This window comes from Bradyrhizobium sp. SZCCHNRI1009, from assembly GCF_032487575.1.
Taxonomy (GTDB): domain Bacteria; phylum Pseudomonadota; class Alphaproteobacteria; order Rhizobiales; family Xanthobacteraceae; genus Bradyrhizobium.
In genome coordinates, this window is record NZ_JAUEUL010000001.1 from 103,014 (window position 1) to 124,584 (window position 21,571).

The window sequence follows — 21,571 nt, forward strand, 5'->3', positions numbered from 1 at the left end:
TCAGGCACGGAAATTACTATGTCTCTTCGCATCGTTCCCGCGAAAACGTGAAGGCGGCGTGATCTCGAAGCGAATCAAGCTGGGACTCAGTCTGGCGCTGGCCGGGCTTGCCGTCAGCGCCGCGGTCGGCGCTGCGGTGTGGCCGCACGCCTATGGGGCCGGAGCCATCATGGCGGCGCAGGATGATCCGGCGCGGCTGTCGGAGCTTCAGGTCGCCTCCGTGCTGCAGACCGATCCGGCGCGCATCACCGGCGGCATCAAGGATGCGCTCGAAGCCGGCGATCCCGATCTCGCCGAGAGCTTCGTTGCGCTCGCGCGGGATCATCAGGTGGCACTCGATGACGCGCTGGTGCAGCGCGTGAGCGATGCGGCGGCCGCCGAGAAGGCACCGGCCAGCGTCGCCAAGCGGTTCGCGACCGGGCTCGTCACCGGCCAGGCCGACGACGTCGCGAGCCTGTCCGGGACCGTGGCTGGCGACCTCTTCGTGTTCGGCGACATCCGCGACGCGGTGCGCGAAGGCAAGCATCTGGTGATGGGCGAGGAGACCGACCGCCTGGTGCTGGGCCTGGCCACGGCCGGCCTTGCCGTCACCGCCGCGACCTATGCCTCGGCCGGCACCGCTGCGCCGGTGCGGGCCGGGCTGACGCTGGTCAAGGATGCGCGAAAGGTCGGGCGGCTCGGCGAGGGGCTCGCCGCCTGGGCCGGACGCTCGGCGCGCGAGGTGGTCGATGCGCCGCTGTTGCAGCAGGCGGTGGCCTCGGGCTCGGTGCTTCGTCCCGGCCAGACCGCGACCGCGATCCGGGCGGCGTTCCGCGCCGAGAAGGCCGGCGCGCTGGTGCGGCTCGCCAAGGATGTCGGCCGCATCACTGAGAAGGCCGGCACGCGCGGCGCACTGGATTCGCTCAAGCTCGCCGAAGGGCCGAAGGACATCGCCCGCGCGGCCCGGCTCGCCGAGGCCAAGGGCGGCCAGACGCGCGCGATCCTGAAGCTGCTCGGCCGCGGCGCGCTGCTGCTGACCGCGGGGGCATTCAATCTCGCGCTCTGGCTGTTCGGCGCGCTGATGACGCTGCTCAGCTTCGTCGCATCGCTGAAGGCGATGACCGAGCGGGCCACCCAGGCCTGGCTCGACCGGAGCCGGCGGCGCCGCCTGCGCCGGATGCAGGCCGCGTCCGCCGCTCCCGAACTGGCCGCAACCGCGTCCTGCGGCTAGAGCATGATCCGGAAAAGTGGAAGCCGGTTTCCCGAAAAGATCATGCTCAAACAAAGGGATAAGATCATGATGCGATTCCGTGGAATCGCATCATGATCTAGACTTCGTCCGACCAGCTTCACTCCAGCGTTCCGGGATTCGCGACCGATGCCGAGCTTTCACAACGGCGCCGTTGAAATTGCCTTCATCGATGAGGGGGAGGGCGATCCGATCGTGCTCGTCCATGGCTTTGCGTCGAGCAAGAACGTCAACTGGGTCTACCCGGCCTGGACCTCCGAGCTGCGCAAGGACGGCCGCCGAGTGATCGCGCTCGACAATCGCGGCCATGGCGATTCGGGCAAGCTGTACGACCCCGCGCTGTATTCGATCGCGGCGATGGCGAGCGACGTCACGGCGCTGATGGATCATCTCGGCCTCGCCAGCGCCGACGTGATGGGCTACTCGCTCGGCGGCCGCATCACCGCACATATCGCGCTGACCGCGCCCGAGCGGCTGCGTTCGGCGATCTTCGGTGGCATCGGCATGGCGATGATCGAAGGCGGCGGTCCCGGCGAGAACGTCGCCGTCGCGCTCGAGGCGCCGTCGATCGACGACGTGACCGATCCCGTGGGCCGCACCTTCCGCGCCTTCGCCGACCAGACCCGCTCCGACCGCCTGGCGCTGGCCGCCTGCATGCGCGGCTCGCGCGGCCTGATCTCGCGCGAGGACGCCGGCCGCATCGCGGTGCCGGTGCTGGTGGCGGTCGGCACCACCGACGAGGTGTCGGGCTCGGGTCCGGCGCTCGGCGCGCTCATCCCCGGTGCCGAAGTGCTCGACATCCCCAATCGCGATCACATGCGCGCTGTCGGCGACAAGGTCTACAAGGCCGGGGTGATCGACTTTCTGTCACGGCGCTGAAGCCGTCGCCCGGGCGAGCGCAGCGACCCCGGGTTGTCCGAGCGGCGCGTGTGAACCCGCATGTCGCTCCCGCCTTCGCCCTCTGGGCTCGGCTGCCGCTCAAGCGGGCTACGGGAGGCGTTCCGCCGAGCATTCCACGCGCTCGCCGCTGAACCACCTTGCCGCGGCGATCAGCGCGGTGAAGGTGGCGATCCACACCATCCGCGCGCCGTAGCGGTCATGCGGGCCGGAGATGACACCGCAGATCAGGGCATTGCCCAGCAGCGCCAGGGTCACGGTGCTGGCGAGCAAAGCCACATCGTCGCGCCGCCGGCGCCAGATCGCGTGCGCCGCGATCGCCGCCGCCGCCAGCATCGAGGCCAGCGCGACCGGCACGTGCAGCCAGTTGACGTCGGCAAAATTGATGTCCCAATGCTGCTGGTGTGCGGCGCGCATCTTCTTGAGCTGCGAGGGGACGTAGCGCTCGATGATGCCATAGGTATGCGGCAGCCAGCCATTGGTGCCTTCGCCGGTCGCCACATGCATCAACTGCTCGGCGGTGGCGACCGCGGCGGCCCTGGCCTGCCACAGCGGGTAGGCCGCGAGCGACCGCTTCACGATGAAGCCCATCTCGTCGTTCATGCCCTCGAAGCGGCCGAGCTTGTTGAACATGCTGTTGCCCCAGAGGAAGTCGTCGGCGGTGGGCGGCAGCTCGTTGCGATAGGGGCAGAGCTTCAGCTTCTCGCGAGCGCAATGGTCCTTCAGATATTGCGCCACGATGCCGTCCTGGAGCATGCGGCCGAAGGCGACCCCGGTGCCGCCCGGCGTCCACGCGAACTGGCCGGACAGGGCAAAGTTGGCTGCGAGCAGCATCGCCGCACCCGCGACGATCGTCATGCTGGCCTGGACCAGGCCGGAGAGCGCGATCTGCCGGCGCAGCCAGGGATAGCCGATCCAGCCGGCGCAGCACAGGCCGAACAGCACGCCGAGCGTGGCGCTGTGGGTGGCGGAGGCGAAGGCCACGAAGCCAAACAGCGCGCATCTTTCCAGCATGGAGATCCGGCGTGTGTGCGCGACCATGATGTAGAGCGCCAGCACCGACAGGCCGGCGAAGATGTCGGTCAGCAGCATGCTGGCGAGCCAGGGCAGGGCGGTGGTCAGGATCAGCAGCAGGCCGATCCAGAGCAGGCGCAGCGGCTGGGCCAGCCCCAGCACGCGCAAGGTGAGCTGCAGGATCCAGAGCGTCGCCAGGGCCTGCAGGCCGAGATTGAGCCAGAAGCTCGAGCCTTCGCCAAAATGCAGATAGAGCCCGAACACGGTCGAGCGGCTCGGCACCAGATAGCCTTCGTACCAGCGCGCGAGATAGCCGCCGGTGTCCCACTGCAGCAGCGGGTAGCCGTTCCATAGCGCCGGCGCGACGAGGAAGAGCGGGATGACGATGACGGGGAGCCAGGCCAATCCGGCCTCGGTTGCGCGTTCGTCCAGGATCTGAGTGTTACTGATACCCGTGTCCCCCGATCAGGAGCACCGTGGCCGAAATATGGTCAGGGCGATATTCACTAGTAGACGCAGAGCGATGGATGGTAAAGCCGCTCCCGTGATCGAACGGGGGAATGGCCGGCCTTCTGTCCCCGGGTGGTTCCTTTTTGCCGCAGCCGCCGGTATCCGTCCCTTCCGCCCTCCCGCAGAGTGCCCAGGTGCCGGAACCGATTGCTTCCCCGATGCCCACCTTGATTTCGGGTTCCTGCTGCCCACTTTGAACCGACGCGGTGCCGAATGGCATGGCGGCGCAACCGGGACGTCATCGGCGGGACGTAAAATGTCTCAATCCCGTGTTTTCTGGGAGGCAGGCTGGCTGGAATGGATCGCCGGCCTCGCGCCTCCTGCAGAGGACATCGTTCCATGCGCCGTGCTATAAGTCCCGCCCACTGAAACTGCGAGAAGCAGCCATGGCTATGCATCAGACCAATCCGCAGCAGGGCAGCAAGCTGGCGACGCTTGATCCGATCTGGGATCGGATCCGCCACGAGGCAGAAGAGATCGTGCGCCGCGAGCCCGAACTCGCGACCTTCATCTATTCAACCGTCCTGCACCACGGCCGGCTCGAGGATTCGGTCGTGCACCGCGTCGCCGACCGTCTCGATCATTCCGCGCTGTCGGGCGACCTGATCCGCCAGACCTTCAATGACGCGCTGCGCGACGAGCCGGACCTCGGCCATGCGTTCCGCGCCGATCTCGTCGCCGTCTACGATCGCGATCCCGCCACCTCGCGCTTCATCGATCCGCTGCTCTACTTCAAGGGCTTCCACGCCCTGCAGACGCACCGGCTGGCGCATTGGCTGTATCGCAACAGCCGCAAGGATTTCGCGTTCTATCTGCAGAGCCGCTCCTCGGCCGTGTTCCAGACCGACATCAATCCGGCGGCGCGCATCGGCCGCGGCATCTTCCTCGATCACGCCACCGGCTTCGTCTGCGGCGAGACGGCCATCATCGAGGACAACGTCTCGATTCTGCATGGCGTGACGCTCGGTGGCACCGGCAAGGAGAACGAGGATCGGCACCCCAAGATTCGTCATGGCGTGCTGATCGGCGCCGGCGCCAAGGTGCTCGGCAACATCGAGGTCGGTCATTGCGCGCGCATTGCTGCCGGCTCGGTCGTCGTGAAGCCGGTGCCGAACAACGTCACCGTCGCAGGCGTGCCGGCGAAGATCGTCGGCGAGGCCGGTTGTGCGGAGCCGTCGCGCACCATGGATCAGATGATCAACGCGATCGGGATCTGAGCCGCGACCGCCTCCGTCGACAGTGAAGTCAAGACCTTCTCATCCAGGGAAATTCGTGCCAACACATCGGCGTCTGTGGATTTGACGATCCGCCGTTTGTATTGAGTTTGTCTTGGCGGAATGAATGTGAGATCCACGGCGTCCCTTTCAGTGCGTTCGACATCGCCGCTCGTCTTGCCTCGATCCTTGGGCCGGAATGTCGAAGTCATAAGGACACGGACGTTCGCGCTGTAGCGTCCGCATCATCTGCAAACCTCGCTGTCGATTGGAGATCACCGTGGACGTTCAGGAAGTCAGGAAGCTCGACGCGTATCTGAAGCGCGTGTTCGGCAATCCCAAGATCCGTGTGGTGCCGCGGCCGAAGAAGGAAGACTCCGCCGAAGTCTATATCGGCGAAGAGTTCATCGGCGTTCTGTTCGTCGACGACGAGGACGACGACCGCTCGTTCCAGTTCCAGATGGCGATCCTGGAAGACGATCTGGTAGAGTAGATCCTTTCGCCACGCTTGAGAATGCACGATCAGGCGCGGTGCCAGTGAATGCGCCCTCTCCCCTTGTGGGAGAGGGCGACGCCGGCCTATCAACGGGCCGCTTGGGTGAGGGGTCTCTCTCCGCCAGCGGAGCTCGTCGCGAGATACCCCTCACCCAAGTGCGTTTGCCGCTCGGTCCTCCATGCCGTCTCCCACAAGGGGAGAGGGCGCATTCACGAGAACCTCGCCAAGGTGTCGACGCTCATCCGCCGACCGTCAACTCCCTGGGGGGAGCGTGTGAGTAAGTAGAACGGCGCGCATCGCGTAGCCCGCATGAGCGTAAGCGACATGCGGGGTCACACGTTGTGCCGGAGAACCCGGATGTCGCTGCGCTCATCCGGGCTACGACCAACTACTTCACCGCATGCATCTGCGCCGTCAGCCGCTCCATGGCCGCGGCGACGTCCTGCCACTGTGACAGCCAGCCGCGCGGAAACCTGAAGGTCAGATCCGCGCCTTCGACGCGGCGTTCGCTGAGGCACATGCCCGGCGTGGCGGCATCACGCGTGCAGCGGGCGACCAGCACAGGCTGCTCGGCCGTGAACAGATCCTCCATGTCGTACGCTGTGCCCGCGCGGAAGCTTCGCATGCTCAATCCGTCCTGCACCGGCACGGCAGCCGGATTGAGATAGCGCGGATAGATCGTCTTCAGTCGCGTCTCCGGCGACATCGCGTCGTGATGTGCCGATATCGAGACGAAGATGCGATCGATCGGGTGCGGCGCCTGGTCGATCTGGTCGGCGCTGACGTGATGCAGCGCCTCGGGCGGGGTGAGCGAGGGATATTCGAAGCCGAGATCGACGCGCTCCTGCGGCCCCGTATGGCGCTGGATCTTCACCCGGATGGCGGCCGCCGGCACGTTGAACACGGTGCCGCCGATGCTGACCGGCAGGCGTTCGGGCCCCTTGAAGGTGCTGGCGCGCCAGGTGGGCCAGAGCAGGTAGGCGACGAGGGCGACTGCGGCCGCCGTCAGCACGCAGCCCAGGATGATCGGCACGGTGTGGCCATGTCCGTTCGAAGGGCGGGCACTGCGGACCGAAAACATCGTCATGGCGGGCAGGGGATCTCAAGGACCGAATCAGCGCCGACTATGCCACGGCGATGCGGCATTCTGCAGAAACTTACCTGCAGGGAGCCGCGCACCGGCCGCGGCCGCCATTAACCCTTCCTTAAGGATAATGTGGCGGGTGCGGTCGCTTTTTGCCAAACCAGCATCGGGCAGTTTTGCAAGTGTGTGAGTGCGTACGATGTCGGCAGAGGCGTTCAATTCCCTGTTCTCGCTCCTCATCGGTTTCGCCTTGGCCGGCGCCTTGGCGAGCGGCTACCAGGCCTATGCCGAACGTCCGCCGGGCTTCGAGCTGCTGCAGGAGGGCGTCACGCCCCGGCGGTTCGCCGCGGTGCCATTCCTGGTGTTCGCCGCGCCTTTCATCATCATGCGCAACACGCTGCGCGGTGCCCGCATCGAGCGCCGTCGCTTCGAGTTCGTGATGCTGGCGACCGTGATCGCCGGCTTCTGGAGCATGATGTGCGGCACCTTCGTGGTGATGACGCTGCGCGCCGCGGGCGTGCTGGCCTAGTTCCCGTGCCGGGCGCCGCCGCGGCGTTTGCTTGAAATCGCTCCGGAGCCTGTGCCAAGGTCGCCTGCGAACGGGAGACCTCGATGGCCATCTACGAACTCGACGGGCAGGCGCCCGAGCTGCCGGCGGACGGCAACTACTACATTGCCGACAATGCCACCGTGATCGGCCGGGTGAAGCTCGCCAAGGAGGTCACGGTCTGGTTCGGCGCGGTGATCCGCGGCGACAATGACTGGATCGAGATTGGCGAGAGCTCCAACATCCAGGACAATGCCACCTGTCACGTCGATCCCGGCTTTCCGCTGCGCGTCGGCCGCAACGTCACCGTCGGCCACAACGTCATTCTGCACGGCTGCACGGTCGAGGATGACGCCCTGATCGGCATGGGCTCGATCATCATGAACGGCGCGCACATCCGCCGCGGCAGCGTCGTCGGCGCCGGCGCCATCATCACCGAGGGCAAGGATTTTCCGGAATACGCGCTGATCATCGGTGCGCCCGCGCGTGTCGTTCGCACGCTGGAGCCGGCGCAGGTCGAGCGCATGGGCATCGCGGCCAAGGCCTATGTCGCCAAGGGACCGCGCTACACCAAGGGTCTGAAGAAGATCGGCTGACATCACGGCCGATGGAGCTGTCGGAGATTCCTCACGTCCCTTCGGATTCGCCTGCCTCCGCTGCGCTGGCGACACGTTCGTGGCCGCTCGCCCACAGCGCGTGCTGTTCGCTGCCGTCCTGATAGGGATTGGCCTCGGCCGGAATGTTCTCGCGCGCGGCGCGCTCGCCCTGTTCAAACGGATCGGGGTCGGTGCTCATGCTGATGTCCTGCTCCTCTGTTTCGGTTTGGGCTTCGACTGGTTTCTGGACTTGTCGTCCGGCTCGTTCTTCCGTTTGCGCGCAGGCTTGCCTGCGCCATCGCCATCCTCCGCAGCGCTCTTGCGCAGCGCGTCCTTCAGATCCGCCGGCACGCCGTGCTTTTCCAACAGGTCCATGAACGCCTCGTCGGCGAGGTCCTGCAGACTCAGCATCTGATCGCGGCCCAGCTGCTTGAGCTTGTCGAACGTTTCCTCGTCAAAGGCGATCAGCTTGCGCACGGCTCCTTGCTCTCCTCGCCCCATCAATCCTCTCCGATCAACATTCGTTCCGGAACGCGGTCCGTCCGGTCGGGTTGAAGTGTAAAGGGAGACGGTCCCATGGCCAGGTTTTCATTGAGCACTTTGATCGTGATTGCAGGCCTCGGCACGGCCACTGCGGTGTTCGCGCAAGGCGGCGGTGCGGGCGGCGCTGGCGGTGGAGCGAGCGGCGGCGGCGCGCCGAGCGCGGGAGCCGCCGGCGCCGGCACGACCGGTACCGCCGGAAGCGGCAGCAATCCCTCACAGTCATCGCAACCGGGCGCGGCAGGTACCAACGGGACTAACAGCCTGGGCACGGCGCAATCGTCCGGCTCCGGCGCGAGCGGGGCGGGGGCGAGCAATTCCGCTGTCACGATCGGCATGGGTCATGGAGGAGACGGAGGGACCGCTGCAACAGGCCCGAACCGTACCGGTGATGCGACCGATGTGCAGATTCAGCAGGAGAACAACGCGTTCGACCGGAAGGTGAAGAGCATCTGTCGCGGTTGCTGAATGTTGCCCGCCGCTCCAGACGTCACGCAACGACATCGAGATCGCGCAGATGTGAGCGGGTTTGCCCGCGCGCCGTTCCAAATCCGGCTTAGAGACTTCCGGCTGGGAGCACCGGAGTACACTGACGCTCTCATGCCGGTTGAATTTGGAGACGGATCGATGCGCAAGAGAGTGATGGGATTGTTGGCGGGTGCCGTGATTGCGGCGGCAATGATGCCGGGCATGGCGTCGGCGCACGGGCCGGGCGGTTTCCATCATGGCTTCGGCCATCATGGCTTTGGCCCGGGTTTCGGACTCGGGTTCGGCTTCGGTTTTGGCTATCCCGGCTACTACGGATACGGAGGCTATCCCTACTACTACCCGTACACCTACGAGGATCTCGGCGGCTGCTACGTCGCGCGCAAGCGTGTGCGGACAGCGCACGGCTGGCGCTATCGCAACGTCGAGGTGTGTGAATGAAGCTTGGGCGAGGCGGCCGGCCGATCCGGTCACTTCGCCTTAACGACATCTCGTGACCATTTGTTGCCGCTCCGATCGGCGGAGCGGCGACGGAGAAGTAGCTGGCGCAACGCTTGCATGGGATCCAGGCATGATGAACACACTCACATCCCCTGAACTCACGTTTGTCTTCATGGGCGTCGTCGTCAGCCTGGGCGCCGCGCTGGTCTGGATGGCCTGGGAGCTCGAGCAGGGCGGCAGGCAGCTGGCGAAGATTCGTCGCGACGATCGTCGGCCGCGCTAACAGCCGCCGGTCCGGCGCCCGAGCGCAAGCGACAGCCGGCCAGCGACTTGCGGGAAGTCTCGCGGGGCAGTCTTCCGTGTTCGCTCGCCCCGGGCCGCGGCTGTCAGCTCAGCACGCCATATTTCTTGAACCACGCCTGCATCTGCGCCCAGCCGTCCTCCGCGGCGTCCTTGCGATAGCTGGGGCGATAGTCGGCGTGGAAGCCATGCGGCGCGCCGGGATAGATCTTGAACTCGGCGGTCTTCTTGTTGGCGGCGAGCGCGGCCTTCATGGCCTCGACGCTGGCGACGGAAATGCCGGTGTCGGCTTCGCCGTAGAGGCCAAGCACGGGCGCCTTCATCTCCGGCGCAAGCTGCGTCGGGCTCTTCGGCCAGGCGGGATTGGGCGGGTCGATCAGCGGGCCGTAGAACGCAACGCCCGCCTTCAGCGCCGAACTATGCGCCGCATATTCCCACACGCTGCGGCCGCCGCGGCAGAAGCCGACGATGCCGAGACGCGAAGTGTCGCCGCCCTGCGACTTGGCCCAGGCCACGGTAGCGTCGAGGTCCGACAGCAGTTCCGCGTCGGGCTTGGCATTCACGATCGGCAGCAGGTCCTTGATCTCGGTGATCTTGGTGAGGTCGGTCCCGCTGCGGAAGTAGTAGTCCGGCGCCACGGCGAGCGCGCCGAGCTTGGCGAGACGGCGCGTCACGTCCTTGATGTACTGATGCAGGCCGAAGATCTCCATCGCGACCAGCACGACGGGCGGATTGCTGGCGCTGGCGGGGCGGGCGAAATAGGCCGGCATGTCGCGGTCGCCGACCTTGATCTTCGCATCTCCGGCATTCAGCCCATTGGTGTCGGTGGTAATGACCTCGGCCCGCACCGGGCCGGCAGCCAGCGTGTAGCCGGCCGTCACGGCAGCGGATGCGGTCATGAAGCCGCGGCGTGAGAAGGGGGCGACTTTGGTCAGCCCGATGACATCGGACGTCAGTGCTGGATCGGCGGACATGGGGGCTCCTCTGCGTCTTGCGGGTGCATTGAGCCGAGACTTGGTTGGGAAAAGCAAGTCACCAGCCGGAGAGCCTCGGCCGTCGGACCCGTTCGGGCGGTCGAACGCGCCGCCACAAAGAACAAGGCCGTCGGCGCAGTATGGCGCCAACGACCTTGCCAGCCCCGGATATTGAAATTGGCCCTGTGCCATCCTGAAATTGGCTCGCCATCCGGTGCAGGCAGGATGGCGTGACTCCCGGTTTCAATCTGTGAAGCACTTCACAGGGTCCCGGGAAAATTCGGCGGGAATTCTACGAGCAGGCGTCAGAACCGGGCGTCTCAGGATCGGTTGCGACGATGCCGATGGCCGCTGCGGCTGGCATGGGCGCGGGCGCGGATGCTGCGGTTGCGCGGAGCAGGCGCGGCCTGCTCCGAGCTCTGCGTGCTGGCGAAGGACTGGCGCAGGCCATCGATGGAGTCCTTCAGGGTCGAGACCTGGTCCGACAGCCGCTTGGTGTCGGCCTGCTGGGCCGCGAGCAGGCGGCGCATGCTCTGCAGTTGCTCCTGCATCATCTGCAACTGATCGATCGATTCCTGCTGGGTGGCCTCCAGGCCCTTGGTCTTCTCCACCAATTGCTCGGATGCCTGCACCGTGCGCGCCTGCAACTGCCGCGTCACCGCGCCGCGTTCGGCCTCCGGCGCGCCGCCATAGGCACGCCACAACATGATGCCGCCGATGCCCGCGACCAGCACCACGAGCGTCGCGGCGGCGAGCGCGATCGGCTGGGCGCCCTTGACGGGGCTCGGGCTGAGCTTCTCGGGGTAGCGTCTGGTGTCGCGCGTCACCGGATTCATCACGAAACCACCCAAATTGAAAAAGCTTCGGATGCTCCTCCCGAAAACTGGGAGAGGCGAAAAACTCGAGCAGAGAACGCTGTCCGCCGAGCCCGCAAATCGTGCATCTGGCGAACGAACCAAGTCGTCAACGTTTGATTAGGAAATCCGACAAAAGCGAGGCCTGCAAGCCCGAAATCGCGCGGTCGCAGCGGTTCCAGGTCGCGGTCGCGACCAGCCGAAAACTGCGGACGGACAAATGCTTACTGCGTTGCGCTGCAGTTCCGGCAGATCGTGAGCTTCTGCTTGAGGCGGGCCTCGTCGGCGAGGTCGGCCGCCTGTTCCTCCTCCCAGCTCATCCGGCCGCGATAACCGGAGCTCGATTGCGCGGACATCACGTCGACCCGCGAGTCGCCACGGCGCTTGGCGCCTTTGCGCGGCGTGCCGATGTCCGGCTCCGTCACCATCTCGGTGTCGGCGTCGGAGGTGGCGACACGGCCGTCCCAGTCGGCCGCAGCGCTCGTCGGCTGCGCGGTAATCACGGCGGGCGTAGCGGCCATCGCCGGCGCGGCTGCAGGTGTGCCGGCCGAGGCCAGCGGTCCCGAGCAGCCGGTGCCGGACATGCAGCAGTTCGCCAGGGTCAGGGCCGCGGCCAGCAAGGTCGCGCTTCGCAGGATCATCATCATGCCGACAACCTAAACCCGACGGTCGAGGGAAAACAAGGTTGGCCGGCCGTTGCCGCGCCTCGCCTGCGACATATCGACAAAGCAAGGCCAAAAAAAGTTGCGCATCGAGACGGCCTCACGCGAAGCGATGCCGTGCCTCTCACCATCCGCGACCGGCGGCAAGACGCCGAACTTCAAACTCAGAATTCGATCTGAGGTCGATTTTATTGCGCGCGATGGCGAACGCATGTGGTATTTTATAACCGTTGTTCTGGTCGGCCCGGGGGGCGCGTGCGTGCGTGATGAGGCACAAGCTTTGGTTGTTAATCTATATTGCCATGGTCATCTTATCGGGCTGCCTGGCCGCTCCGATCGCATACAGCGGCAGGGGTATCTCGATCGCTGGATGCAAGCCGGCGCCGGAGCGTGATCAGTTCATCAGCTCGTGCAGTGCGCGCCGGTTTGGAGATTTCGAGCATGCTGCGTTTTGGTTTGGGATCGAGCGCAGGGCGCTTGCCAACCTGAAGGCAGCCGATGTGGTCTTCACGGGATCGAGCCGCACGATGTTTGCTTTCAGCACGGCTGAAGTGCGGTCGTATTTTGCCGCACGCGGTCTGCGGCAGTTCAATCTCGGATTCAGCTATGAGGACCAGCAGGCGTTCTTCTCTGCGCTTGCAGTGAAGCACCATCTGCGTCCGCGTGTGCTGGTGATTGGCGTCGACCCCTATTTCAACGACCGTGTGAGCGAGCCCGCTCTGGCCGCGATGCATGATCGATGGGAGCTCGGGCGGGCTCTGGTCAAGAAGGGGGAGATGTGGGCCCAGCCAGCCCTATGCAAATTTCGGTTTATCGACTGCGAAATTGCGCCGACGGCCTTCAGATCGTCAGTGGATGGCTATTTTCTCTGGCGGGATTCGCTTATGGCGGATCGCCAGCGCCCGCGGGTTCGTCGGGATCGGTTGCGGGACTTTCAGGTCAATGTGCCGCTCGCGGCGATCGAGGCGAACACCTTCTTGAAGCGAATTGGCATGCCTGCCGACTGTGTCGTCCTGGTCCCGATGCCGACGACCGAAATCTGGCCAAAGCCGGATCCGACCAGCCAACTCGCCGAGACGATCGGAGCCATGTATATCGACGCGGACACCGGCGACGATCTCACCTTCGTCGACGAGGTGCATCTGTCATTTGACAGCGCGAAGCGGTTCTCGTCGGAATTTGTTCGCGCGTTCGACCGGCTGCCGCAGACCTGCTTGACCAATGGTCCATTGCCGGCCGAAGCCTCCGCGCTTCCTGGCAAGTGATGGAGCTGGGACGTTCGGGATCGCCGCTGGCCTCTAAACCGGGGGCGCCTACATCTCGGCCTGCTCTCAGGACGGCATCGCGGAGAGATACGCGGGGACAGTCGATCGTGCCCGACGCGGGAGATCCGGGCGGCAGCCTTTGCCGAGGACTGATCGATTGGTCGTGCTCATTGAGATGGCCCGTCGGCCTGGATTGTCGTCCCAATAGACGTAGACGGACTCGCGCCGTCCCCGAACGCACCTGGCACCAGATTTCGGAAGCCCGCCGACGCGGCAGGAGGGTGAACGGGAGATTTCCCCGTCTCGTGCCGTACTCGCACGCGTTCATGAACTATCGTCGGCCGGGCGACGCCGCCAAAAAAAGTTGCGGCCAGGCCTTGGGGGAGGCCTGGCCGCGCGCGAACCGGTCTGGGACGGGGAGGGGTGGGGATGTGACCGGGTCGCGTAACTCGAATTCGTGTCTCGCCTCTCTGATCAGCGCTCGCGGACGCCTTAGCGTTCTCTGGCGCTGGCGGTGGCCACGGCCGGGCGACCGTCGCCGAGCGAGACCCACACGTTCGGGTCGCTCTGCGACTGCCGCTTGACGAAGCGGTAGCCGGTTTCGGTCCAGGCGACGACGCTCTCGTTCTGATTGTCGAGCACGTACTCGCCCTTGTCGGTCTTCACGGTGAGGACGGCATGTCCTTCACCCTTCTTGTCGCGCACCACCGTGATCAGCAGCGCCTCGCGGGGCCAGCCGGCATCGATCAGCAGCTTGCGCTTCAACAGCACGTAATCCTCGCAGTCGCCGTAGCCGTCCGTCGGCAGCGACCATTTCTCGACCACGCCCCAATGGTCCATGTCGGTGATCGGCTTGACGTTCTCGTTGACCCAGCGATTGACCTTTAGCAGATCGCGCCAGGCGGTCTGGGACAGCACGATGTCGCGGGGCTGCGACGCGCCGCCGCGGCATTCCTCGGGGGTCTCGGTGCAGAACTCGACCCAGCCGATCGGCGCCCGTGCGGTGTCGCCCAGGCTCGCATAGAGCACCCGGTCATCACCGGCATGCGCCACCCCGCCCATCGCCATCAGGAAGGCTGCGACCGCCCACCCTGTTGCCTGTCCCGTCCGCTTGACCATTTTGGCCCCCCGTTTTCGTTGGGACCATGTGTCTCACAAAGATTTTTCGCTGCCGCTAAATCGCCACGATGGATTTGACGCAAATCCAAGTAAAACAAAGGGCTTATTCGACTTTCACTTGAATCGAATCTAGCTAAAATTTGAATCATTCGCCGTTGAATCGAATGCGCTGCATTAAGCCGGGAACCGCTGCCGTTGCAGGGTCCCGTGCGCTTTTCCCGCCAACCATTAACTGCGCTGGACTGCCTGTGCGATGGCCGAACGCCACACGGCGCCCGTGGTGGCGGACGCCGTGTGCTCCGTGAAGTTGCGGGATTTCAGAGGCTTGCGGCTTTACCGCGCGGTAACGCTGTCTTCGAGCGTTTCGGCGAGCTGGGCGTGCATGAACTCGATCGCGAAGCCGCCTTCGAGATTTCGCACCACGCGCGCCTGAACGCGGCCGAGCATGACCTGCGATTTCAGCGGCGGCCTGGTCTCCGCCGCAATCGCCGCGCCCGACAGCGACATGTCGATGATGCGGCAGGTCATCTTGGTGCCGTCCTCGAGCGTCAGCACCGCGATCGGGTTGCGCGGAATGATACGGTCGTGGCGGCGATCCTCCGGCAGGTTGAGGATGTCGCGGTTGGCGAGCCAGGTCAGCTGCGCGGCGAGCTTGTCGCGCTTGCGCGCGGTGGCGCCGATCGTCATCGCGAAGCCGTTGTCGATGATGCGGGTGATCTTGCCCTCGACGCGGCCGATATGGTCGAGATAGGCGATCACGCGGTCGCCGACATTGCCGATGCCGGGTGCGAGCAGCGCCAGCCCGCCCGGCGACATGTTGATCACCTGGCAGGGAAACTCGCGCCGGTCGGGCAGCATGTAGCGGCCGAGCAGGTGGACCTTGACCCGCTGGAAACGGCGGCGCTCCTCGGCGGCCGGAAGAGAAAGTTTTTTGTTCGGCAACGCCATGTTTCGCCACTCAAAGCCGGCTCTTAGCGTGCCGGATGATCCAGTGTTGAAACTAAGTCCTGCACGGTTAATTCAGCGTTATCGCAGCACCGCAGGCGTTCATCTTGTTCGCGCAAGACGAGCATTGCCGCTGATGACGGCTCTCTCCGTCATTCCGGGCCTTGTCCGGATGATGCGCTCGCAATGACGGGGAGAGAGCTGGGACCCCGACGAGGCTTACGGGATACGGATCTGCAGGAAGTCAGCGCAGGCCCTCATACACCATCAGGCCGCGGGCGAGCGCGAGCTTGCGCAGCGCGCGCGGCACGATCGGCTCGACCGGCGGATGGATGTAGCGCCATGACACCATCTCCAGCGGGCCGAGCGCGCCCCTTGGCGTCTCGAACGGGGCGAGCAGGCCGGTCAGGCTGATCGGTTCATGCGCGCGGGTCGCGAACGGCAGCAGCAGCAGCTCGAAATGCGCGGTCGTGCGATCCGGCGCCTGCGCCGTCACGCCGGCGATCGCCGGCAGCGTCTCTTCGCAGACCACCGCCGTGATCTCCTCGATCTCGCGGCGGCTGGCCGGCGCGAACTGCGCCGGAAAGCTCCTGTCCTTGACGTCGCCGCCGAGCAGGGCGCACAGCCGCGTGCCGGCCATGCGGAACGGAAAGCCGCTGTCGGCATCGCAGGACAGGACGAAGATGTCGCCCAGCAGCTCGCGCACGGCCGACGGCTCGAAGTCGCAGCGCTCCGGCGCCTTGGCATGGCCGCGCCTGTCGTTCCAATAGGCGAAGAGCTCGCGATTGGACGGATGTTTCATCTCGGTAACCCCTCGCGCCCTCGACGTCACGGGGGACATTGCTGTCCCGCTTTCGTCCAGGCGCCTCCCTGGTTGATTTTCGCAGGAGGGGTGGTGCAGCGTCCATGCCGATGGTGCGATCGTGCCGGCTTTACCCCGGCCTTCCGCGCGTTAAGGTTAAATTAACGATGAGCTTGGCGGCGTCCCGGCGATCGTTAACAATGCATTCATCAGATCGCGGCCGGACGGTGCAAGGTCCGCCGCGATACGGTGAGGTACACGCAGGCGGCGTCAAACAAGTCTGGTCGTCGCGACGGGGCGGGGGTGGGGACAACAACCCCGGGCGCTCCGGACGCGGCAAAGGCCGGCAAGTCTCGGAGGGAGGGTCTTCTCAGGACCCTCCCTCGTTCTTTTGGCGGATCCGTCGCCCTTTCGCCTCCGCTGCCTCCGCCCCACACATCAACTCTGCCGCCGTGCGCTTGCGCAGGCCGGCCAAAGCCGCCTATCTGACGGATCTGTTCCTCTCGTCGAAGGCGTGCGTTCCGTTGGATTCCTCCTCGTCAGACCTCACGCAGGATCCGCCGCTCCAGCAGGCGCGGGAGCCGATCCTCAATCTGCCGGGCGCACTGACCGCCTACATCCTGCTGATCGCGGTGATCCATCTGCGCGTGCTGCTGCCGGACGAGTGGAACGCAGGGATCATCGACCTGTTCGCCTTTGTCCCGAAACGATACGACCAGACCCTGATGGACGGGGCGTTTCCCGGCGGCACGCCGGCCAAGATCTGGACCTTTTTCAGCTACTCGCTGCTGCACGCCAATCTGGCGCATATCGGCTTCAACGTGCTGTGGCTGCTGCCGTTCGGCAGCGCGCTCGCGCGCCGCTTCGGAGCGCTCAGGTTCTATCTGTTCCTGGCGGTGACGGCGGCGGCCGGTGCGCTGGCTCATCTGCTCACCCATGAGCACGCGCTGGCGCCGATGATCGGCGCCTCGGCCTCCGTGTCCGGCACCATGGCGGCGGCGATGCGCTTTGCATTCGTGAGCGGCAGCTTCCTGTCGTTCACCCGCGGCGATGCCGATGCAGCGGCCAGGGTGCCGGCGCTGTCGCTGTCGCGTGCGCTGCGCAATCCGCGGGTCCTCGGCTTCCTGGCGGTGTGGTTCGGCGTCAACATCGTGTTCGGCATCGGCGGCATCACGCCCGGCGCCGAGGGCGCCGACGTCGCCTGGCAGGCGCATATCGGCGGCTTCATCGCCGGACTGATCCTGTTTGCGCTGTTCGATCCCATCCCGCATGCGCGTGGCGATGCTGCACCTGCGTTGCCGTCCGACGCGGCCGACCATTAGTTGCCGCGATCCTGCGCTTGCGAGCGCGGGTGATTTCATTCATCATTTGCGTCCACCACAACCGGGACACGATTCCGGGCGAACGAAAGCAGGCCCTTTTGTGCCATGCGGCAGGCCTGCGAAGGGCGTTGCAACCACAACGCGATCCGCTGCGTTGGATCAGACGCGGTCGGGCCGGATGCGTTGGATCGGTTGCGCTGCCAGACTGTTGATTGAAGACTCGCTTGACTGACGATCGCTGGAAGCATCGGCCGCAACGACGCCTCGTTCAAGAAGGCGCACCGGCCTTTCAAGGAGACGAGCAATGACAGTACGTGCGATCCTCGACATCAAGGGCCACCAGGTCGAGAGCGTCGAGTCCCAGACCACACTCGCCGAGGCTGCCAAGCGGCTCGCCGAGCGCAAGATCGGCGCGGTGCTGGTGATGTCGGGCAGCCGGATGGAGGGCATCCTCTCGGAACGCGACATCGTCCGCGCGCTCGGCGAGCGCGGCGCCGCGGCGCTGACCGAGCCGGTGTCGAACGTGATGACGCGGCGGGTGGTGAGCTGCAAGCCGGCGGATACGGTCGCCTCGATCATGGAGATGATGACCAACGGCAAGTTCCGCCATCTGCCGGTGATCGAGGGGGGCGGCGTGGTCGGCCTGATCTCGATCGGCGACGTCGTGAAGTGGCGCGTCCAGGAATACGAGACCGAGCAGGAAGCGCTCCGCCAGTATATCAAGACGGCGTAGTCGCTCCGCCGCCGGTCGGCGTGACTGCGCCGATCGCCTCCTGGATTGAATCCAGCGCACGTTCGGCCGCCCTTGTGCCGAACGCGATGAGGTCGGCCGCGCGGTGGAAGTCGAACCAGCCGATCTGGCCGACGCGCGGCGAGATCAGCAGGTCCGGCGGATCGCCGGCGAGGCGCGCACGGGTGATGCGGTCCTGCATGATGTTGAAGGCGTCGACCATCACCGACGAGATGCCCGGCCGGCCGCCTTCGCCGAAGAACTGCCGTTTCACCGCGCGCTCCGGCGAGAACAGCCTGCGGAAGCGCCGCTTCGGCGGTGTGCTTTCCATCACCGTCTCCGGCACCTGGACCGGCTGGCCATGCGCGTAGATCGTCGTCGAATGCGTGAACACGTCGCTCGACAGGTTGGCGGCGATCACGATCTCGGCGCCGAGCGCCCGCGCCGCCGACACCGGCACCGGATTGACCATCGCGCCGTCGACCAGCCAGCGGTCGCCGATCAGGACCGGCGCGAAGATGCCGGGCAGGGCATAGGAGGCGCGCATCGCATCGACCAGGCTGCCATGGGTCAGCCAGATCTCGTGCCCTGTGCGAATCTCGGTTGCCACCGTCGCGACCTTCATCGGCAGCTCCTCGATCGTGATGCGGCCGAGCGAGGCTTCGAGCTGCGCGGCGAGCTTCTCGCCGCCGATCAGGCCGGAGCCATTGAGGCGGATGTCGAGATAGCCGAGGATGTTGCGCATCTGCAGGCTGCGCGCCCATTCCTCCAGGGTATCGAGCTGGCCGGCCGCATAGGCGCCGCCGACCACGGCGCCGATCGAGGTGCCGACCACGACGTCGGGCACGATGCCGTGGGCCATCAGGGTCCGGATGACGCCGATATGGGCAAAGCCGCGCGCCGCGCCGCCACCCAGCGCCAGCCCGATCACCGGCTTGCGGATCGTCCCGAGACCGACATCGGAACCTTCGGTTCCGCTCGCACGGCGTCCTTTCAGAATATCCAGCACCGAGATCTCCACGCCTACGCATACTGTGTGCAACGAGTCGGCAACGGACTCATGACGCATGACAGCCTAGCACCAGCCTACCAGAAGCATCCTTTATGCCGGGTCGACGGGAGTGCCGGATGCCGCTGATTTGAACGCTCCGCCGGGCAGACTGCGCGCCGCGGGCGCTGAGGCACCGGAGAATGCGACCAGGTTGCGCGACGTTCGCGCGGTTCCTCAGGGACGGTTGAGTACAGGCTTGAATTTGCCGCGTTTTCGGTCAAAAGCAGGACGATGACGACAGGTCGCGGGTTCACCAGATTCCGGCGCAGCGGGCGGCTATGGCTTGTGCTCGCCTTGTCGTGCCCGCTGACCGGTTTCGTGATGTCGCCGGCCGCGGCGCAACTGTTCGGCGACCGGCCACCGCCGGTTCCGCCGGCCTCGGTGCCCGATCCCGGCGCGGCGGTCAGCCTGGCGCCCCCCTCCGGCCCCGCCGCCGGGCCCATTCCGCCGCCGGCCCCGCAGGCGCTGCCGGGACCCCCGGTCGCCGCGATCCCCCCCGGCGCGCCGGCCGCGATCCCGCCGGTGGCCGCTCCGCCTGCCGCGCTTCCCAATCAGGGCGTGCTGTCGCTGTCGGCGCGGTTCGGCAAGGACCTGCCGAACATCAATGGCGGTCTGGTCTGGCGCGTGTTCGCCGACCGGCCGGACGAATCCGGCGCCTTCAAGATGCTGCGCGAGGATCGCGGCCCGACGCCGAACATCGTGCTGCCGCCCGGCACCTATGTCGTGCATGTCGCGCTCGGCCTCGTCAGCGCGGTCAGGTCGGTGAACCTGAAGACCGAGACCGATCGCGAATCGTTCGTGCTGCCGGCCGGGGGCCTGCGCCTCGAGGGCAGGGTCGGCACCAGCAAGATCCCGCAGAACCAGATCTCGTTCGCCATCTACAAGGGCAGCCAGTTCGACGGCCGCGAGCGGGCGCCGCTGGTGCCGAACGTCGCCGCCGGCGACATGCTGATGCTGCCGGAGGGCACCTATTACATCGTCTCCAACTATGGCGACGCGAACTCGGTGGTGCGCTCCGACATCCGCGTCCAGGCCGGCAAGCTCACCGACGTCACGGTGACGCACCGTGCCGCGGTCATCACCTTGAAGCTCGTCTCCGACAAGGGCGGCGAGGCGCTCGCCAACACCGCCTGGTCGGTCATCAACCCCGGCGGCGACGTGATCAAGGAATCGATCGGCGCCTTCCCCAAGGTCGTGCTGTCCGAAGGCGACTACCGCGCCATCGCCAAGAACGAAGGCAAGGTGTTCGAGCGCTCCTTCAGCGTCGTCAACGGCGTCGACGGCGAGGTCGAGGTGCTGGCGCGGTAGGACGCGCGAAAGCCTGCAGGGGCAAACCGACTCTCCCCGCTATTGATGAGAACCCATCTCCGGGGAGAGCCGCATGCAGATATCCGACATCATCCGCCATGCCATCGCGATCGGTGAGCGTAAGGGATGGATCACGTTCGACGAGCTGAATGAGATCTGTCCAGGCAACACCGTCGCATCCGAGGACATCGAGCGGCTCATGGAGGCGCTCAGCGACGCAGGCATTCGTCTGGAGCAGGAGTGATGCGAGCGCAGAGTTTTTGCAGGATCGCGTTCCACCAACGGTGTCGTCCCGGCGAACGCCGGGACCCATACCGCGGATGCTATCGGGGGACGTAGCTGTCAGCGGCCCGCCTCGCCGCGGCCGGTGGCTATGGGTCCCCGCTCAAGGCCGGGACGACGGGGTGATCGTCGAAGCAGTGGTGCGCGACACGACTCGCTAAACTCGCGACGTCTGCCCGTCGAGTTACTTTGTCGCATGAGCCGTAGGGTGGGCAAAGCAGCCGCCGTAGGCGGCAGCGTGCCCACCGTCGATCCGCGCACGCAACAGGAAGATGGTGGGCACGGCGTCAACTGCGATCGTATGCGTGGAGAGGTCACGGCAGCGCCTTTGCCCACCCTACGGCTTTCTGCCAACCGAACTCATTATTTTGCCCGTCGGGTTACTTTGTCGCAGTTATTAGTCCTTGCGCCGTCGGGCAAATCAGGTGGATCTTTCCGCGCATCCCGCCTCGAGATGAGGGGCGTATCGCGGTCGTCACGAGACGCGAGGCGGGGAGCGGTGGGCGTGGTGGATTGCAGCGCGGGGTTGCTCGCGCCGACGAACGATCCGCTGCGCACGGTCAAGTCGCGCGGTCCTGATATCCCGATGCTGATATCAACTCACGTCGAAGCTCTGGCTTCACGTGGGGATGGTGGCCAGAAAGCCCGGCGCACCAGGGAGAACGCGAAGCAGCCGTTCAACCATCGCGCAGGGAGGGCCGGGTTTCCGGCTGACCTGTGGTACCTGCCGCCTGCATTTTTTTCGCAGGCGGGCCACGGGCCTCAGTCGAGGTCCGGCTCTCCCTGCGCCCTCTGTTTGAAGAGGGCGGTTCGAACAACAAAACTCGGACAGATATTGTCGCGAGATCGCGCAGTCACATCCGCATCCGTGCTGTATCGCCCTCTCGTTGGGACAGCGCCGATG

The 21,571-nt window shown here is 65.7% G+C and carries 25 protein-coding genes; 14 read left to right on the forward strand and 11 right to left on the reverse strand.

Going from position 1 to position 21,571, the window contains the following annotated elements:
• The first annotated feature begins 58 nt into the window (after window positions 1-58).
• Entirely contained in the window at window positions 59-1,210 is a 1,152-nt protein-coding gene (locus QX010_RS00490) for a hypothetical protein (RefSeq protein WP_410051910.1), read from the forward strand.
• Between the two features lie 147 nt (window positions 1,211-1,357).
• Window positions 1,358-2,107 (forward strand): alpha/beta hydrolase, encoded by a 750-nt coding sequence (locus QX010_RS00495; protein WP_316176980.1) that lies wholly within the window; start codon window positions 1,358-1,360, stop codon window positions 2,105-2,107.
• A gap of 108 nt (window positions 2,108-2,215) precedes the next feature.
• Here the strand turns inward: QX010_RS00495 and QX010_RS00500 are convergent, their stop codons facing one another.
• Window positions 2,216-3,544 carry a hypothetical protein gene (locus QX010_RS00500; RefSeq protein ID WP_410051911.1) on the reverse strand — a complete coding sequence of 443 codons (1,329 nt, stop codon included), beginning with the start codon at window positions 3,542-3,544 and terminating at the stop codon, window positions 2,216-2,218.
• 491 nt (window positions 3,545-4,035) lie between these two features.
• On the opposite strand from QX010_RS00500, the gene cysE reads away from it, so the two are divergent.
• Both cysE and QX010_RS00510 read left to right on the forward strand, forming a co-directional pair.
• Window positions 4,036-4,866 (forward strand): serine O-acetyltransferase, encoded by an 831-nt coding sequence (gene cysE / locus QX010_RS00505; RefSeq protein WP_316176981.1) that lies wholly within the window; start codon window positions 4,036-4,038, stop codon window positions 4,864-4,866.
• 277 nt (window positions 4,867-5,143) lie between these two features.
• The gene (locus QX010_RS00510; protein WP_006611186.1) at window positions 5,144-5,356 is read left to right on the forward strand and encodes a DUF3126 family protein; all 213 of its coding nucleotides are present in this window, start codon (window positions 5,144-5,146) and stop codon (window positions 5,354-5,356) included.
• A 391-nt stretch (window positions 5,357-5,747) separates the two neighbouring features.
• Here QX010_RS00510 and QX010_RS00515 read toward each other — a convergent pair whose 3' ends face one another.
• Entirely contained in the window at window positions 5,748-6,446 is a 699-nt protein-coding gene (locus QX010_RS00515; protein ID WP_316176983.1) for a hypothetical protein, read from the reverse strand.
• Between the two features lie 196 nt (window positions 6,447-6,642).
• Between QX010_RS00515 and QX010_RS00520 the strand changes: the two genes are divergently transcribed.
• Window positions 6,643-6,972 (forward strand): DUF6949 family protein, encoded by a 330-nt coding sequence (locus QX010_RS00520; RefSeq protein ID WP_009027540.1) that lies wholly within the window; start codon window positions 6,643-6,645, stop codon window positions 6,970-6,972.
• Window positions 6,973-7,055: 83 nt separating this feature from the next.
• Window positions 7,056-7,586 (forward strand): gamma carbonic anhydrase family protein, encoded by a 531-nt coding sequence (locus tag QX010_RS00525; RefSeq protein WP_315801072.1) that lies wholly within the window; start codon window positions 7,056-7,058, stop codon window positions 7,584-7,586.
• 31 nt (window positions 7,587-7,617) lie between these two features.
• Here QX010_RS00525 and QX010_RS00530 read toward each other — a convergent pair whose 3' ends face one another.
• Both QX010_RS00530 and QX010_RS00535 read right to left on the reverse strand, forming a co-directional pair.
• Window positions 7,618-7,785: a hypothetical protein gene (locus tag QX010_RS00530; RefSeq protein WP_315801071.1), complete on the reverse strand. Its 168-nt coding sequence runs from the start codon at window positions 7,783-7,785 to the stop codon at window positions 7,618-7,620.
• Entirely contained in the window at window positions 7,782-8,087 is a 306-nt protein-coding gene (locus tag QX010_RS00535) for a hypothetical protein (RefSeq protein ID WP_316176984.1), read from the reverse strand. The genes QX010_RS00530 and QX010_RS00535 overlap by 4 nt, the downstream gene beginning before the upstream one ends.
• Window positions 8,088-8,162: 75 nt before the next feature.
• On the opposite strand from QX010_RS00535, the gene QX010_RS00540 reads away from it, so the two are divergent.
• From QX010_RS00540 to QX010_RS00550, 3 genes are all read left to right on the forward strand, one after another.
• A complete protein-coding gene (locus QX010_RS00540) occupies window positions 8,163-8,594 on the forward strand; it encodes a hypothetical protein (protein WP_316176986.1) in 432 nt (143 codons plus the stop codon).
• Between the two features lie 159 nt (window positions 8,595-8,753).
• Window positions 8,754-9,053: a hypothetical protein gene (locus tag QX010_RS00545; protein WP_316176987.1), complete on the forward strand. Its 300-nt coding sequence runs from the start codon at window positions 8,754-8,756 to the stop codon at window positions 9,051-9,053.
• Between the two features lie 130 nt (window positions 9,054-9,183).
• A complete protein-coding gene (locus tag QX010_RS00550) occupies window positions 9,184-9,336 on the forward strand; it encodes a hypothetical protein (RefSeq protein WP_315801393.1) in 153 nt (50 codons plus the stop codon).
• 103 nt (window positions 9,337-9,439) lie between these two features.
• On the opposite strand, the gene QX010_RS00555 is transcribed toward QX010_RS00550, so the two are convergent.
• The 3 genes from QX010_RS00555 to QX010_RS00565 form a co-directional block, all read right to left on the reverse strand.
• Window positions 9,440-10,252 (reverse strand): dienelactone hydrolase family protein, encoded by an 813-nt coding sequence (locus QX010_RS00555; RefSeq protein WP_410051915.1) that lies wholly within the window; start codon window positions 10,250-10,252, stop codon window positions 9,440-9,442.
• Window positions 10,253-10,647: 395 nt separating this feature from the next.
• Complete coding sequence (locus QX010_RS00560; RefSeq protein WP_316176991.1) at window positions 10,648-11,163, reverse strand: hypothetical protein; 516 nt, start codon at window positions 11,161-11,163, stop codon at window positions 10,648-10,650.
• A 242-nt stretch (window positions 11,164-11,405) separates the two neighbouring features.
• Window positions 11,406-11,828 (reverse strand): hypothetical protein, encoded by a 423-nt coding sequence (locus QX010_RS00565; RefSeq protein WP_315801065.1) that lies wholly within the window; start codon window positions 11,826-11,828, stop codon window positions 11,406-11,408.
• Window positions 11,829-12,109: 281 nt separating this feature from the next.
• On the opposite strand from QX010_RS00565, the gene QX010_RS00570 reads away from it, so the two are divergent.
• Window positions 12,110-13,108, forward strand: a complete 999-nt coding sequence (locus QX010_RS00570) for a hypothetical protein (protein WP_316176993.1) — start codon at window positions 12,110-12,112, stop codon at window positions 13,106-13,108.
• 492 nt (window positions 13,109-13,600) lie between these two features.
• Here the strand turns inward: QX010_RS00570 and QX010_RS00575 are convergent, their stop codons facing one another.
• The 3 genes from QX010_RS00575 to QX010_RS00585 all read right to left on the reverse strand — a co-directional run bounded on the left by QX010_RS00575 (window position 13,601) and on the right by QX010_RS00585 (window position 15,974).
• The gene (locus QX010_RS00575; RefSeq protein WP_316176994.1) at window positions 13,601-14,227 is read right to left on the reverse strand and encodes a transglutaminase-like cysteine peptidase; all 627 of its coding nucleotides are present in this window, start codon (window positions 14,225-14,227) and stop codon (window positions 13,601-13,603) included.
• A gap of 333 nt (window positions 14,228-14,560) precedes the next feature.
• Window positions 14,561-15,175: a PilZ domain-containing protein gene (locus tag QX010_RS00580; protein ID WP_315801062.1), complete on the reverse strand. Its 615-nt coding sequence runs from the start codon at window positions 15,173-15,175 to the stop codon at window positions 14,561-14,563.
• Between the two features lie 241 nt (window positions 15,176-15,416).
• Window positions 15,417-15,974, reverse strand: coding sequence for a PAS domain-containing protein (locus tag QX010_RS00585; RefSeq protein WP_316176996.1), 558 nt, complete (start codon window positions 15,972-15,974; stop codon window positions 15,417-15,419).
• A gap of 524 nt (window positions 15,975-16,498) precedes the next feature.
• Between QX010_RS00585 and QX010_RS00590 the strand changes: the two genes are divergently transcribed.
• Together QX010_RS00590 and QX010_RS00595 are read left to right on the forward strand one after the other, a co-directional pair.
• Window positions 16,499-17,296 (forward strand): rhomboid family intramembrane serine protease, encoded by a 798-nt coding sequence (locus tag QX010_RS00590; protein ID WP_316176998.1) that lies wholly within the window; start codon window positions 16,499-16,501, stop codon window positions 17,294-17,296.
• Between the two features lie 304 nt (window positions 17,297-17,600).
• Window positions 17,601-18,029, forward strand: coding sequence for a CBS domain-containing protein (locus QX010_RS00595; protein WP_315801059.1), 429 nt, complete (start codon window positions 17,601-17,603; stop codon window positions 18,027-18,029).
• On the opposite strand, the gene QX010_RS00600 is transcribed toward QX010_RS00595, so the two are convergent.
• Window positions 18,016-19,035 carry a patatin-like phospholipase family protein gene (locus QX010_RS00600; protein ID WP_315801058.1) on the reverse strand — a complete coding sequence of 340 codons (1,020 nt, stop codon included), beginning with the start codon at window positions 19,033-19,035 and terminating at the stop codon, window positions 18,016-18,018. The two genes, QX010_RS00595 and QX010_RS00600, sit on opposite strands and share 14 nt — an antisense overlap.
• 273 nt (window positions 19,036-19,308) lie before the next feature.
• On the opposite strand from QX010_RS00600, the gene QX010_RS00605 reads away from it, so the two are divergent.
• The gene (locus tag QX010_RS00605; RefSeq protein WP_315801057.1) at window positions 19,309-20,385 is read left to right on the forward strand and encodes a hypothetical protein; all 1,077 of its coding nucleotides are present in this window, start codon (window positions 19,309-19,311) and stop codon (window positions 20,383-20,385) included.
• Window positions 20,386-20,458: 73 nt separating this feature from the next.
• Window positions 20,459-20,629 (forward strand): RNA polymerase sigma factor region1.1 domain-containing protein, encoded by a 171-nt coding sequence (locus QX010_RS00610; RefSeq protein ID WP_315801056.1) that lies wholly within the window; start codon window positions 20,459-20,461, stop codon window positions 20,627-20,629.
• Window positions 20,630-21,571 lie beyond the last annotated feature (942 nt).

Coding starts and splice junctions, on each gene's coding strand:
- QX010_RS00520 (WP_009027540.1), top strand. CDS start 6,643: ATGTCGGCAGAGGCGTTCAATTCCCTGTTCTCGCTCCTCATCGGTTTC.
- QX010_RS00595 (WP_315801059.1), top strand. CDS start 17,601: ATGACAGTACGTGCGATCCTCGACATCAAGGGCCACCAGGTCGAGAGC.
- QX010_RS00545 (WP_316176987.1), top strand. CDS start 8,754: ATGCGCAAGAGAGTGATGGGATTGTTGGCGGGTGCCGTGATTGCGGCG.
- QX010_RS00540 (WP_316176986.1), top strand. CDS start 8,163: ATGGCCAGGTTTTCATTGAGCACTTTGATCGTGATTGCAGGCCTCGGC.
- QX010_RS00610 (WP_315801056.1), top strand. CDS start 20,459: ATGCAGATATCCGACATCATCCGCCATGCCATCGCGATCGGTGAGCGT.
- QX010_RS00495 (WP_316176980.1), top strand. CDS start 1,358: ATGCCGAGCTTTCACAACGGCGCCGTTGAAATTGCCTTCATCGATGAG.
- QX010_RS00575 (WP_316176994.1), bottom strand. CDS start 14,227: ATGGTCAAGCGGACGGGACAGGCAACAGGGTGGGCGGTCGCAGCCTTC.
- QX010_RS00530 (WP_315801071.1), bottom strand. CDS start 7,785: ATGAGCACCGACCCCGATCCGTTTGAACAGGGCGAGCGCGCCGCGCGC.
- QX010_RS00570 (WP_316176993.1), top strand. CDS start 12,110: ATGAGGCACAAGCTTTGGTTGTTAATCTATATTGCCATGGTCATCTTA.
- QX010_RS00535 (WP_316176984.1), bottom strand. CDS start 8,087: ATGGGGCGAGGAGAGCAAGGAGCCGTGCGCAAGCTGATCGCCTTTGAC.
- cysE (WP_316176981.1), top strand. CDS start 4,036: ATGGCTATGCATCAGACCAATCCGCAGCAGGGCAGCAAGCTGGCGACG.
- QX010_RS00580 (WP_315801062.1), bottom strand. CDS start 15,175: ATGGCGTTGCCGAACAAAAAACTTTCTCTTCCGGCCGCCGAGGAGCGC.
- QX010_RS00550 (WP_315801393.1), top strand. CDS start 9,184: ATGATGAACACACTCACATCCCCTGAACTCACGTTTGTCTTCATGGGC.
- QX010_RS00525 (WP_315801072.1), top strand. CDS start 7,056: ATGGCCATCTACGAACTCGACGGGCAGGCGCCCGAGCTGCCGGCGGAC.
- QX010_RS00560 (WP_316176991.1), bottom strand. CDS start 11,163: ATGAATCCGGTGACGCGCGACACCAGACGCTACCCCGAGAAGCTCAGC.
- QX010_RS00585 (WP_316176996.1), bottom strand. CDS start 15,974: ATGAAACATCCGTCCAATCGCGAGCTCTTCGCCTATTGGAACGACAGG.
- QX010_RS00515 (WP_316176983.1), bottom strand. CDS start 6,446: ATGACGATGTTTTCGGTCCGCAGTGCCCGCCCTTCGAACGGACATGGC.
- QX010_RS00605 (WP_315801057.1), top strand. CDS start 19,309: ATGACGACAGGTCGCGGGTTCACCAGATTCCGGCGCAGCGGGCGGCTA.
- QX010_RS00555 (WP_410051915.1), bottom strand. CDS start 10,252: ATGACCGCATCCGCTGCCGTGACGGCCGGCTACACGCTGGCTGCCGGC.
- QX010_RS00565 (WP_315801065.1), bottom strand. CDS start 11,828: ATGATGATGATCCTGCGAAGCGCGACCTTGCTGGCCGCGGCCCTGACC.